Annotated in this window: 13 protein-coding genes; 1 reads left to right on the top strand and 12 read right to left on the bottom strand. The window is 37.0% G+C overall.

Going from position 1 to position 12,252, the window contains the following annotated elements; translation table 11 throughout:
• Nucleotides 1-13 precede the first annotated feature (13 nt).
• From AC1M9L_RS10590 to AC1M9L_RS10560, 7 genes are read right to left on the bottom strand one after another with little or no spacing between them, the layout of a single operon-like run.
• Nucleotides 14-751: an SDR family NAD(P)-dependent oxidoreductase gene (locus AC1M9L_RS10590; protein ID WP_481592081.1), complete on the bottom strand. Its 738-nt coding sequence runs from the start codon at nt 749-751 to the stop codon at nt 14-16.
• Nucleotides 752-760: 9 nt separating this feature from the next.
• Nucleotides 761-1,246 (bottom strand): aromatic-ring-hydroxylating dioxygenase subunit beta, encoded by a 486-nt coding sequence (locus AC1M9L_RS10585; protein WP_092767687.1) that lies wholly within the window; start codon nt 1,244-1,246, stop codon nt 761-763.
• Nucleotides 1,247-1,256: 10 nt separating this feature from the next.
• Nucleotides 1,257-2,534, bottom strand: coding sequence for an aromatic ring-hydroxylating oxygenase subunit alpha (locus tag AC1M9L_RS10580; RefSeq protein WP_035266339.1), 1,278 nt, complete (start codon nt 2,532-2,534; stop codon nt 1,257-1,259).
• Nucleotides 2,535-2,564: 30 nt separating this feature from the next.
• Nucleotides 2,565-3,101, bottom strand: coding sequence for a nuclear transport factor 2 family protein (locus AC1M9L_RS10575; protein ID WP_481592080.1), 537 nt, complete (start codon nt 3,099-3,101; stop codon nt 2,565-2,567).
• Between the two features lie 10 nt (nt 3,102-3,111).
• Nucleotides 3,112-3,471: a hypothetical protein gene (locus AC1M9L_RS10570; RefSeq protein ID WP_035266405.1), complete on the bottom strand. Its 360-nt coding sequence runs from the start codon at nt 3,469-3,471 to the stop codon at nt 3,112-3,114.
• Between the two features lie 24 nt (nt 3,472-3,495).
• Nucleotides 3,496-4,653 (bottom strand): acyl-CoA dehydrogenase family protein, encoded by a 1,158-nt coding sequence (locus AC1M9L_RS10565; RefSeq protein ID WP_481592079.1) that lies wholly within the window; start codon nt 4,651-4,653, stop codon nt 3,496-3,498.
• The gene (locus tag AC1M9L_RS10560; protein WP_481592078.1) at nt 4,650-5,783 is read right to left on the bottom strand and encodes an amidase; all 1,134 of its coding nucleotides are present in this window, start codon (nt 5,781-5,783) and stop codon (nt 4,650-4,652) included. The genes AC1M9L_RS10565 and AC1M9L_RS10560 overlap by 4 nt, the downstream gene beginning before the upstream one ends.
• 138 nt (nt 5,784-5,921) lie before the next feature.
• On the opposite strand from AC1M9L_RS10560, the gene AC1M9L_RS10555 reads away from it, so the two are divergent.
• Nucleotides 5,922-6,389 carry a MarR family winged helix-turn-helix transcriptional regulator gene (locus AC1M9L_RS10555; protein WP_092767678.1) on the top strand — a complete coding sequence of 156 codons (468 nt, stop codon included), beginning with the start codon at nt 5,922-5,924 and terminating at the stop codon, nt 6,387-6,389.
• Between the two features lie 30 nt (nt 6,390-6,419).
• Here AC1M9L_RS10555 and AC1M9L_RS10550 read toward each other — a convergent pair whose 3' ends face one another.
• The 5 genes from AC1M9L_RS10550 to AC1M9L_RS10530 form a co-directional block, all read right to left on the bottom strand.
• Complete coding sequence (locus tag AC1M9L_RS10550) at nt 6,420-7,406, bottom strand: 3-hydroxybutyryl-CoA dehydrogenase (RefSeq protein WP_481592119.1); 987 nt, start codon at nt 7,404-7,406, stop codon at nt 6,420-6,422.
• Nucleotides 7,397-8,512 (bottom strand): NAD/NADP octopine/nopaline dehydrogenase family protein, encoded by a 1,116-nt coding sequence (locus AC1M9L_RS10545; protein ID WP_481592077.1) that lies wholly within the window; start codon nt 8,510-8,512, stop codon nt 7,397-7,399. The genes AC1M9L_RS10550 and AC1M9L_RS10545 overlap by 10 nt, the downstream gene beginning before the upstream one ends.
• Nucleotides 8,513-8,600: 88 nt before the next feature.
• Entirely contained in the window at nt 8,601-9,593 is a 993-nt protein-coding gene (locus AC1M9L_RS10540; protein WP_481592076.1) for a helix-turn-helix transcriptional regulator, read from the bottom strand.
• Nucleotides 9,594-9,629: 36 nt separating this feature from the next.
• Nucleotides 9,630-10,976 (bottom strand): spinster family MFS transporter, encoded by a 1,347-nt coding sequence (locus tag AC1M9L_RS10535; protein WP_481592075.1) that lies wholly within the window; start codon nt 10,974-10,976, stop codon nt 9,630-9,632.
• A 167-nt stretch (nt 10,977-11,143) separates the two neighbouring features.
• The gene (locus AC1M9L_RS10530; RefSeq protein WP_035266330.1) at nt 11,144-12,034 is read right to left on the bottom strand and encodes a LysR family transcriptional regulator; all 891 of its coding nucleotides are present in this window, start codon (nt 12,032-12,034) and stop codon (nt 11,144-11,146) included.
• Between the last annotated feature and the right edge of the window lie 218 nt (nt 12,035-12,252).

Here is a 12,252-nt window from a genome sequence, read left to right as displayed (position 1 = left end):
ACTAAGCCAATGCTTAGCGCATAAATAGTCCTCCGTTAATATCCCATGTTGCTCCTGTCACAAAAGCTGCTTGTGGGGATGCTAACAAAGCACAAGTTTCAGCGATAAAACTCATACTGCCTAAAGCCTTAACAGGAATGTTATTGATAAACGCTTCCATTTTTTCATCTGAAACAACGCTGTGTACTATTGGAGACTCCATTGGTCCTGGTGCTACGGCATTTACCGTCACACCTTTAGCGGCAAATTCTTTTGCAAAAATTTTAGTCAAAGTTACGATTGCCCCTTTTGAAGCTGCATAATGCGCTCCCGTTGCAGTACCACCATTCTGACCAGCCAATGAAGCCATGTTGATAATTCGACCAAAGCCTTTAGATGCCATATATTGACCAATAATTTGGCATGACTGAAAGGTTCCTCGTTGGTTGACTTGTGTCACCCAATCAAAATCACTCGCAGTGATTTCAAGGACAGGAGTTGCTTTAGTTACTGTGGCGTTATTGATTAAAACATCCAACTTGTTGAAATGAGTTTCAACCCAACTCACTGCTTCTCTAAAGTCCTGCTCTACTGATATATCCAGTTTTAAGGGATACATTTGCGATGGATACTGACTCGCAGCTTTAGCACTTTCCGCTTTTTCTAAGGTACTTGCAGTTAAAATAACTTGATGCCCTTGTTCAGCAAAATATTCAGCAATCACATTACCTAAACCAGAGGCAGCACCAGTAACCAAAACAACTTGTGACATGGTCACCTCCTATAGAATGTAACTGATACCAGCTAAGGTATCTGTCGAATTGACTAGATTGATAATTTTACGGTCTATTTTGAGTTCGCCATTCTCTTGACGTATTAGCTCATAAATCACATCAGCAGTGTAATGACGTAAATTTTCTTTGCGGAACTCTCTTAAATTTTGTGCACAGCGTAAAATTATCTTGTGATCAGTTTCTTCAATAATTCGCACACGTGACAGGCTACGAACAGTATTGGCCTTGGGAGCTGTCGAGATTGCTTCACCATTTTCTAAACGCTCTACACGTAATTGACGCATGTGGTGATTGTCATATGCATAGTTCAAATGGTTTTCGTAATCTGTCAATGATGGATCAATTGGAATGATGTATTTGCCATTTTCATTCCATAAATTTAACCATGCTTGATACTCTGAATGATCTAACATGTCAGCTTCAGCCCAAATGAATGCTGTTACTTCGTTCAAAAGATTTAAATTAATTTTCATGCTCTTCCCCTTAAGCCGTCATCAACTTTTTCCATTGTTGGTAAGCGCCACGCATGCCTGTTTCAGCACTCACGTCACTCTTCAGACCATCTTCAGTTTTGACTTCTCCTGGTAAACCACGGTTCAACATGATCCAAAGATCATTGCCCGCATTTGCACCATGCTGTACACGCTCCCAAGCTTCCGCATCATCTGGCGTACCAAAACCGAAAGGACCTTGGAAATGTTCATGTAGACGTAGGCGATATTGGTTGGCAATTTGTGGTCCACCATCCATCGTAATCACTGAGTGGTGAATTTCAGTTTTATCTACCGCTAATGGTTGCATTACACGGAAGAACGCCATAGAACATGCAATGTTAGGGAAAATATTTAAGTTAAAGCCCGAACCACCGACAGCACGGCAAATTCGACGAACTTCAAGTTCCTCATGACCTTCTTCACGTAGCGCTTGGGCAAGTTCTTCAAAACGCTCTTGGATTGGTCGCTCCATCAACTCTTCATCAAGATCTACCAGTTCTGGAATCATCACCATCACGCTGTGACCATTTCCTAGATCTTCAACATAGCCTGGTTGATTTTCAAAGTTGAAAAGCTCTTCTGTTTTTTCGTCTACAGAACTTAAGAATGATTTATGAACCAATGGGAAATGATACGCGTCAGTTGTATTTTCCAACTGAATCTTCCAGTTACCTGGGAATGTAAAACGATGTTCACCTAATACTTTGACTGGATAACCTGCGCCTTGCTTCATGAATAGATCAATCCACTTTTTCGCAGCACCTAAAAAGTCTTCTAATGGCTCAATATCGTCTTTGAAGGTCGCAAAGATCATGCCGTTATATTCTTCTACACGTAGGCTGATCAGTGGAAATTCAGATTTATCTAAACATTCGCCATAACTTTCAGGTGAAGGAACGCCACGCAATGTACCATCTAAAGCGTAACTCCAACCATGATATGGACATACAAAGCTATTTGTTTTGCCTTTTTTATGCTCACAAACTGTAGCAGCACGATGGCGACAGCGGTTGAGTAAAACGTGGACTTTTTTCTTACGATCTCGTACAGCCACTACAGGTTGTTTACCAATATTAATCGTTTTATAACTACCAGCATCTGGAATTTCACTTGCATGAGCAACCCAAACCCAAGTGCTGTAGAAAATTTTTTCCATTTCATCTTCAAAGATTTGTGCATCTTTATATAAAGAGGTATGCACTCGGTCACTTTGAACTAATTCATTGTAATCAATTTCAATATTTTGAACTGGTATTGCACTATTCATCATGTATTCCCTTATAACTGTTTATGCAACTCAACCGACTAAATTTGATTGCGGTACTGGTAACTCATCATCACTGGTCCAATGCGTTACTGGTCGACTGAAAATATTTTCTGTTTGGAAGTGTTTGATTTTCCAAATGCCATTATTTTGTTGCTTAAAACGGATTGTCAGTTTGGCTGCATTCAAGTGGCTTGCACCCGTTTTGAAAGTTGATGTTTGCAACATCAACCAGTGACCAACAGCCACATCACCATCAATATAAATTTGTTCAGAATTCACAAAATGTGCATTCATAACAAAATGCGAGTCCTTCAGCGTGTATGTTTTAAACATGTCATATACTGCCTGCCAAGACTCAAGCCGACCAAATGACTGGGCGTATTTTTTCCCTACCCCCTCCCAAATACACTCACGATCAAATAAATCCATCAGCGCTTCTAAATTTGTGTTTTGATTAAGTTCATCACAAATTTCCATATAGCGATTTACGCAATTACGAATTTGATTCTGCGCTTCCAACTGTTGAAGACGTTGAAGAATGCTTTTGAGTTCATTAGAGTCGACCATATCGATATCCTTATCGTTGAATAATTAATTCACGACCAACTCTTGCTTCAACTTTGCAATACTTCCAAAGTTTATATGGACCTTCTCCGACCACAGTCGTACGGAATAAATTACATGCAGCATGAACAGTTTCAATATCAGGTACATCAGCCAATAAATAGGTTGTCCAAGGCCAACCCGTACTTGCACCTACCATGCTTTGATCATCATCTAAGTTGCCGTATACATGAACGCCAGGTAAATCATGGATACCATTCCACATTTCACCAAATGCTGCCCATACTGCCTTTGCTTCTGCTGGCTCTGCATCAAAGAAGTTTTGGTTAATCCCCATACAGAACAATACACGTAATGATTTTTTAGCTTCCATTTCGATTTCCTTCTTTTCGGTCATTTATAAATATCCAGGTGTCGGATTAAGCCCAAAGCTCATCGCACCAGCATTTTGTAAAGTTGCATCACCCATAAATGCATGCTGTGTCACGACATTCGTGTCATTCACAAAGCGACTAAATGGATGGTTGGTATAAATGGCAGTCATCCCAGCTAACATTTGCATTTTGCGTGTGACCTTTGCACAGACTCTTGCAGCATGTGTACAAGATAGACGCATATCACTAATTAAATGTGGCGCAGGTTTTCGCCCGTTGAGTACTTCTTCCCATACAATATCCATGGTGTTGTAGAACCATGTTCTTGCAGCTAGGAACTCAGCTTCAGCTTTCGCAAATTCGTACTGAGTGATAGGTCGATTAGCAATTTCTGCACCTCCAGTAATCGACGACTTACCTGGAGCTAATTTTCTAAATTCTTCCAATGACGCCGAGGCTACGCCAATTCCGACTACGGTGAGGACTTGAGTCGCCAAAGAGAGGGATGGATATTTGAAAAATGGTTCGCTGAGTTTAGATGGCTCACCCCGAACAAAAGTCCAATGCTCAGGTACAAGTACATTATCGACAATGAGATCGTGACTACCTGTGCCTTTTAAACCTACTGTATCCCACGTCATTTCAATTTGTGCTTTATGCGCTGGTAAAACAGCCATACGTGGTAAGCCATGAGATTCATTATCTTTGATCGGGGCAATGCCTACACCAACGATATCTGCACCTTTACAACCACTTGAGAATTTCCAACGGCCTTTTACAACTAAACCATCATCGGTCACTTGAGCAGCTTGCGGTGGAAAAATTCCACCAGCAAAAACGATATCTGGGCCATTTTTATAAAGTTCAGAAAGTGTCTCTTCAGGTAAACTCCCAAGATAAGCTGGGCTCATACCAAAACTTGCAACCCAACCTACTGATCCATCTGCTTTAGAAAGCCTTTCAATAAGTTCACAAAACGTACGTGGTGAAACCTCATCACCACCGAAACGTTTAGGAACTAAAGCACGATATACCCCAATTGATTTCAGTTTTTGAATAATGTCTTGACTCACGTATGCTTGTTCGTCGAATTCACCTGAACACGCTCGCTGTCTAATCTCTTGACATAATTCTTCAAGATCAATCAAGCTCTCAGTTTGATCTTTGGCTAAATTGCTCATTTGCCACCTCCTTGTGAATGCTTCGTAATATCGACAATGTGTTGTGCAATAGCACACAATTTTTCATCTTCACCATGCTTAGCGATTAATTGCATACCGACAGGTAAGCCATTTGATGTTTCATATGGAATCGTGAGCGCTGGATGGCCCGATAAATTAAATGGTCGCACGAGCTTAGTTAAATTGAGGAAAGCAACAGTATTTTCAGCTTCGTCTAATTTAGGTGGAAATTGAGGTAGTGTCGGCAGTATCAAGACATCAACGTTGTTGAGTAAATCATTGATCTGCTTTGTGAATTCAGTTCTGATTAATTCAGCATTTTCAACATCTTTTTGAGTGGTTTCAGATGCTTTTAATAAACGCTGCTGAACATCATTGGCTAGAAGTCCAGTTTGAGTAAGATCATGATATGCACCCCAAGTTTCATAATTAATGATCGACATACCTGCTTGATATGCTTCATCAATATTGTTTATGACTAGATTTTTTTGAGGTAAATCAATTTTTGTTAACTCAGCATCTAAGACATGCCAAATTTCAGATTCCGCTTCGACACGCAATATTCCTAATTGAATCTGCTGTTGATCAATTTGGATTTGTTTAAAAGTAGGATCAATGATTTGCATAGCAAGAATCAGATTATTGATATCTGATGCGAATGGCCCAACACAGTCTAAAGTGGTATCTTTTGGCCAAACCCCAACACGGCTAACACGCCCAAATGAAGGTTTTAAACCATACACTCCACAGCAAGCGGCTGGCATACGAATTGAGCCACCTGTATCTGTACCAATACTAAAGTCTGCTAGACCCGCCGCAACAGCTGCAGCCGAACCACTGGAAGAACCTCCAGGAATAAGCTTCGGATACTTAACATTTAAAGGTGTTCCGAAGTTTTTGTTTACTCCAGTTATACCGAATGCAAGTTCATGAAGATGAGTTTTTCCAATAATTTTGCAATCACTGTTGAGTATATTTTTTATAATTTCAGCGTGTGAGTTTGCAGGGCATGCTTCAACGCGCGCCTGAGTTCCAAGTGTCGTCACTTCATTTTGTATATCAATTGAGTCTTTAACCATGACTCTAATTTTTCCATCTCCTAAAGAGAGACTTCTAGATATAATATTCAATTCACTTTTCCATGTATTTTTATACTAAACATCAATATCTGAAAAATTAATGTATTTGTCAAGTTATTTTGAAATAAAATAATCTTTGTCTTTTTTCTTGTATAATCAATTATATTTTTTTAAGTTTAATTGCTGCTCATGTTAAAAAATTTTGAAAATTATTTGCCAAATAACGATCCCAAAAGTTTGGAAAATTTCCCATTTTTTTGGATATCTCAAGTTAATGGTAAGTATTCCCAATTGATTGATAAATCTTTAAAAAAAATCGGTCTCGATAATACAAAAAGAAAAATCATTTTGAGTACAAATGCTCTCGGTGAAGCGAATATCACTGAAATAGCTAATTTAGCAACAATCAAATTAACAACTGCAACTAAAGCAATCTATAGATTAGTCGAAGAAGGGATAGTTGAAGTTTTCTCATCCCCTCATGATGAAAGGATTTCTATGGTGAAGCTCACTGAAAAAGGATATGGTCTTGTGGATGAAATTAATCAGATCAATCGTGTTACTTTAGCTGGTATATTAAATTCTTTTGATGAGCAAGAACTTGAGTCACTAAATTTACAATTAAAGAAAATATTCAATTTAATGCCAAATAGGTAAAAAGACTAAAATCTTTTTACCTACTAACGCTTATTTCATAATTTCATATTGTGGAATAAGCTGATTAAATCGCAAATTTTCAGCGAATTTTGATATGACATTTAGTTTATATTGATAAATATCCATACTTTCATATTTGTAAAAACCTGATAGTTCTCTAATGCCATTTCTATTTTCGCGCATATTTTTTTTGATAATATCAGGGGCTTTGTAACGCTCACCAAGTTCTTCTCTCAAATACTCTGAAGCATGATACAGAATATCTCCTCCTCCCCAATCGATAAACTCTAACATTCCTAACACTGAAAAACGCAAACCAAAACCTGTACGAATCGCTTTATCAATATCCTCAGCACTTGCTACGTTTTCTTCAACCATTCTCGCTGCTTCATTCATTGCTAATGCTTGAATTCTTGGAACAATGTATCCAGCAACTGCATTACAAATCACTGGGACTTTACCAATTGCCTCAAGTAATGTTTTTAGTTTTTCTACTGCTATATCAGCAGTATGCTCCGATCGGCTTAGCTCAACTAAAGGCATTAAATACCCAGGATTAAGCCAATGCGCATTAACAATACGTTCTGGATGAGAAATTAATTTTGCTATATCAGTGACCAAAAAGGTCGAAGTCGTTGATGCTACAATACAGTTTTTAGAAATTAAGGGTTCTAACCACCAAAAACAATGTTGTTTATGAGTCATTATTTCAGGTACACCTTCAATAATTAATTCACAATTTTTCCAATCAATAGTTTGATTATCTTTGAAATAGAAATGAATTCTTTCTTTTAATACTTTACATTGATCATTCACTAACATCCCGATATGTTCTAAGAGATGCAACTCTTGTTCGAGGCTGTCATTCCATTTTTGCAGAAATTCATTTTTTTCTGCTGGGTTTCGATCTTTTACATCTACAAGTGCAATCTCAATTCCTGCATATGCGAATGCGATCGCAATCGCATTACCCATTCTGCCTGCACCTACAATAATAATATTTTTAATCATGCAGATTGCTCTCCGGAGTTCAACAGGTGTTTTAATTGTTGCTGTGTTAAATCAAATAACCCTAAATTTTCAAGAGTGCGACCCTCACTATACAAATCCCTACCAGTAATTGATGATGCGATATTCAGAAGCCCTTCAGCAATCGGCGTTTTGACTCCAACATACTTACCAACCGATACAATAAATGACAGGCCTAATCGTGTGTCTTCGAGCATATACCGATGTGAATGTAAATCTATTTTCTCGCGCCAATCGCCACTGTCAGTCAACTTACCATGTGCCCCCCTACCATACATCCACTCATCTCCTTCACCCTCTTTATTGTAGTGATCTGCGAGTGGGAAATGCTGTTTCGAGTATCCCAATGCTTCTCGAATATTCATTCGCTCTTGATCTAATAAGCTCGTTACTCTCCTCACTGAAGGTTGAGTACCTTCATTATGAATATCCCATACATCAAAATGTTCTAAAGGTGCAGCATTGAGCATAATTAATGGAGGATGAATAATGGGTCCTGCATTCATTAAAGCTCCACTCAAAGCATCCTCTATAGGCTCGATGCTGTCATAAGCTTGCTTTAATACTCTAATAGCATGATCTTTTAATTTTGCTGGATAGACCCCAGTAGGCAATCGCGTCGCATATACACTAATCACGATAGAATTCGGACTATGTTTTCTTACTAAATATGGCAAAGTACCCGTTTCAGCAAAAGCCACGTCAGACTTATTTCCAATTTTAAGCATTGCTTGAGCAAATAGGTATGTTCCAAAAGTACCTGGGGGTAAAAATACGACTTGACCAGATGTTAAGTAGGGTGCTATTTCAATCGATAAATCTTCATGGCTTGTTGCGGGTAAAGGAATAATAATCAATTCAGCGTTTTCAATAGCTTTGGATAAATCAGTTTCAAGTTGGATTTTTTGATGTTCAGCCCCAACAGATACTGTTCTAGTGCCACGAAAGTCTTTTACAGTAAGCTCACCATATTTCGCTAATTCTTTTAGTGAATCTCGATCTCTTCGCCATAATTTAACTTCGTGATTTTTTTCCGCCATCTCCACTGCTGATGCATAACATCCATGTCCACCGCCAAGAACCGTGATTTTCATTTTCTTCCCTTACATATTTATTGTGTATTGTGATAGTAGGAAAGATTCTTCTTTTTGCTCGCGTCAAAAAGCGGTACTGCTATTCGAATTACGAATTTATTTCTATTAATTTGTTTTGTTTCACGGTTTCTGAAGGCGTGCATCCATAACGTTTTTTATAAAGCCGAGTAAAGTGTCCAAAGCTTCTTACACCATGAGCATTGAAGATATCAATTATAGGCTGATCAACCTGAGTGTGTTTAAGTTCTTGATGAACTCGGTCCAATTTGATTGATGTCATGAAACTGAGAGGCGTTTGGTTCAAATAGGTATTAAATCCCTTTTGAAGCGTTCTTACCGAGACTTTTACAAGCCTCGCAACTTCCTCAATCGAGATTGCTTCCATATAATGTTGCTCAATCAAATGAGCTGCATTTTTGATATAACTTGGGATGAGTTGATATTTTTTATCTGCGATTCGTTCACTGAAATTATGTGGAATTTTGATCAGTAATAACTCAGTCAAATATGAACTAAAGCTATCAGAAATTTGCCACCAATTTTCAATATTTGAATATGCAAAGCATAAGTAGTTCAGTGTTTCTAAAATTGAAATTCTTTCTTCAGATGTATAGGAAATGCCACTATCGAAAATAAGATTTTTTTGAGGGATATATCCCAACAAGCGATATAAAACAGTGTTGATCAACTCATGATCAATTTTTAATATGATATTTCTACATTTGGCTTGGAGTTCAATTCTATTTTCAAAATGAGGATGAGAAACTGTAAGTAATCCAGGACGTTGTTGATAAGTTGAATGATCATATTTGACTTTACATTCCCCTTCCAAATTAAATCTAAACAGATAACTTTGACACTCAGCACCAAAACTAATTTGAACTGCAGCATTGTAACTTAATTCAAATAGTGCAACTTGACCAAATGAAAACCCACTTAATTTTACTTCTAAAGATTCATCATTCAATACTTCAAATTGATGAGGGCACAAGTATTGTCCTATCACATCTTTAATCTGAAAATAATCTTTTGAAGACAATAAGTTGAATTTCTTTAAAAGTTTCAGATTCGATAAATACATGATAGGTGTACCCTCATTATTTTATTCAGACATGATTTATTTATACTCAACTTGCAAACTATTTTCGAAGGCTTTACAACCCACTTTCAATAAGACAAAGCACAATACGCATGATATTGCACCAACGATAGATATCGATGAACCGACCATTAAAGGATTTTCAAAAATACGATCCGTAATTAAAGCCACTAATGTGGTACCAATACCTAAAGCAATCAAATTACTGATGAGTAAAAAGATAGATGAGATTTGGGCACGTAATTGATTTGGCGAAAGCATTTGCATTGCTGTTGTTGAGATCGGCATTGGGAAAGAAGCGAAAAACATTGCAACAACCAACAATGTAACTGATAGCCATAATTCATTAACTTGTGAAAACAAAATCATTGGAATAATCAGACCTACGATTCCAATCACACCCACAAACATAGGCGAATCTTTTCTGCCTTTTTGAATAAAATAATCATTCATCCAACCAGCCGCAAATACACCTAAAGTATTTGAAATCAGTAACACGGCACCCAACATATAGCCCACTTCAGTGGCTGTCATATTGTAATGTCGTATGTAAAATGCAGGTGTCCAGCTAATTAAGCAAAACAATGCCATGGCATAAAAAGTAAATCCCAAATAATGACATGTAAATGTTTTTTTATGCTTTTTCAAAAATTTAAAAGTATCACTAAGCTTTACTTTTACCACGTTCCCCTGCGCATCGACCATTTGCCCTTTACGCTTAGGATCTTTAACAGTTAAAAGTACCAATATGCCAATAATGACTCCTGGTAAACCTACTAAAATAAACGCCACTTGCCATGCCTTTAACATTCCAAATAAGGGTACAGCGATAAGAGACATGTCCTTGAGTAATCCAATGACAAAACCGCCTACTAAAAACGCGATTCCCCCACCAACAAAAGATCCAATCGAATAAATAGCGACAGCTCGACCCAATTTATCTTTTGCAAACATATCACTAAACATTGAATAGGCTGCAGGTGACAAAGCAGCTTCACCAATTCCTACGCCCATTCTGCTCAAAAACAACTGGATAAAGTTCTTACTTAAACCACATAAAGCTGTTGCAATGCTCCAAAATACAATCCCAGCAGCAATTAATTTTGGTCTTGAGAATCGATCTGCGATATAAGCCAATGGAAGACCCATGAATGCGTAAAATAAAGAAAAAGCTAGTCCATGAAGTAAACTGAATTGCGTGTCTGTTAAATTCAAATCTGCTTTTATCGGTTCAATCATCAAAGCCAAAATTTGACGATCGATAAAAGAAAATATATATGCAATCATGCAAAGTATTACAACATACCAAGCATAAATATCCTTTTTTTTTGCATCATTACTCTTTAACTCGGAAATTTTTTCCATCGAAATCATCCTAAATATTTTATAGATCAGCGCTATCCCTATGACAAATCCATGCCAATTTATGCTGATTTATAAAATTAATATCATTTTTAACATTATTATTCTATTTATTTTTCCATTAAATATTACATATAAATAGATATTTTATATTAATCTAATCATAAAAATTAGTTCATGCTCTTCAATTCGTCTAGATAATCTAATATTTGTTTGATGTATTCATTATTATCGATACTTCTATAGGCAACTGTAATTGGACTTTCAGCCTCATTATCTAGAATTGGTATAAATTTCAAATTTTTCATACCTATAGAGCATGCACTCTTTGGAATAATACACCCCCCCTCACCAGATGACACCATTCCCAATGCCATATGGATTTCTCTCGTCTCGATCAGATTTTGGGGAATTAAGTCAAGTTCAGAGAATATTCCTTGAACAAAAGTTGAGAAGTTTGGTTTAGGAGTATTTGGATATATATAAATATGTTCGTTGACCAATTGTGATAAATGTACTTCCTTAACATTTTGGGTCACTAATGTATGATCTTTGTGCACTGCTAAAAAAAGTTGCTCTCTTTCGATCACTATTCTTTTTATTGAAGGATCACTAATTCCTAATCGACCAAACCCAATATCAATTTTTCCCAATTTCAAAGCTTCTACCTGGTCTCTGGTTCCGCATTCCACTAATTCAACTTTTATATTTGCAATATGCTTTCTTAAATAATCAATGATCTCAGGTAATTTCCAATAAAAAAGCGAACCAACATACCCAATTCGTACCGTAGTATCTGTCACTTTATATCGATTTACCATCGATTTAGCATGTGCTGTTAAGGTCAGTATCTGTACAGCATATTGGTAAAAAAATTCTCCAACTTCAGTTGTTTTGATCGGTCTCATGCCTCTTTCAAATAATACGACACCTAACTCTGACTCTAAGTTTTTGATTTGTCGTGTAAGTGGTGGTTGTGCGATACATAATTTTTCAGCAGCTTTTGTAATACTTTTTTCTTCGACCACAGTAGCAAAATACTTTAATGTTCTTAATTCCATTGAAATTTCCTCAATCCATACTTTTTTAGTATTTTAATATACTACTTAACCTCTATTTTCAATACTTTATTTCAAATAAGGTATTTAGCATATATTAATGGAATATATTGCTGCATGTACAAAAATATTGAAACCTTGCTCGTTGAAATCCCGACGATCCGCCCACACAAGATGGCGGTCGCAACGATGCAAACTCAAACCTTAGTCCTCATTAAAAT

It is taken from the genome of Acinetobacter sp. ANC_7511, assembly GCF_056779975.1.
Note: the sequence above shows the minus strand (reverse complement) of the source record. Positions and strands in the feature narration are given on the sequence as shown.

Bases quoted from the DNA above. Each gene is read 5' to 3' on its own strand.
- AC1M9L_RS10565 (WP_481592079.1), bottom strand. From the start codon at position 4,653: ATGAGCAATTTAGCCAAAGATCAAACTGAGAGCTTGATTGATCTTGAA.
- AC1M9L_RS10535 (WP_481592075.1), bottom strand. From the start codon at position 10,976: ATGGAAAAAATTTCCGAGTTAAAGAGTAATGATGCAAAAAAAAAGGAT.
- AC1M9L_RS10590 (WP_481592081.1), bottom strand. From the start codon at position 751: ATGTCACAAGTTGTTTTGGTTACTGGTGCTGCCTCTGGTTTAGGTAAT.
- AC1M9L_RS10545 (WP_481592077.1), bottom strand. From the start codon at position 8,512: ATGAAAATCACGGTTCTTGGCGGTGGACATGGATGTTATGCATCAGCA.
- AC1M9L_RS10530 (WP_035266330.1), bottom strand. From the start codon at position 12,034: ATGGAATTAAGAACATTAAAGTATTTTGCTACTGTGGTCGAAGAAAAA.
- AC1M9L_RS10570 (WP_035266405.1), bottom strand. From the start codon at position 3,471: ATGGAAGCTAAAAAATCATTACGTGTATTGTTCTGTATGGGGATTAAC.
- AC1M9L_RS10555 (WP_092767678.1), top strand. From the start codon at position 5,922: ATGTTAAAAAATTTTGAAAATTATTTGCCAAATAACGATCCCAAAAGT.
- AC1M9L_RS10580 (WP_035266339.1), bottom strand. From the start codon at position 2,534: ATGAATAGTGCAATACCAGTTCAAAATATTGAAATTGATTACAATGAA.
- AC1M9L_RS10575 (WP_481592080.1), bottom strand. From the start codon at position 3,101: ATGGTCGACTCTAATGAACTCAAAAGCATTCTTCAACGTCTTCAACAG.
- AC1M9L_RS10540 (WP_481592076.1), bottom strand. From the start codon at position 9,593: ATGTATTTATCGAATCTGAAACTTTTAAAGAAATTCAACTTATTGTCT.
- AC1M9L_RS10585 (WP_092767687.1), bottom strand. From the start codon at position 1,246: ATGAAAATTAATTTAAATCTTTTGAACGAAGTAACAGCATTCATTTGG.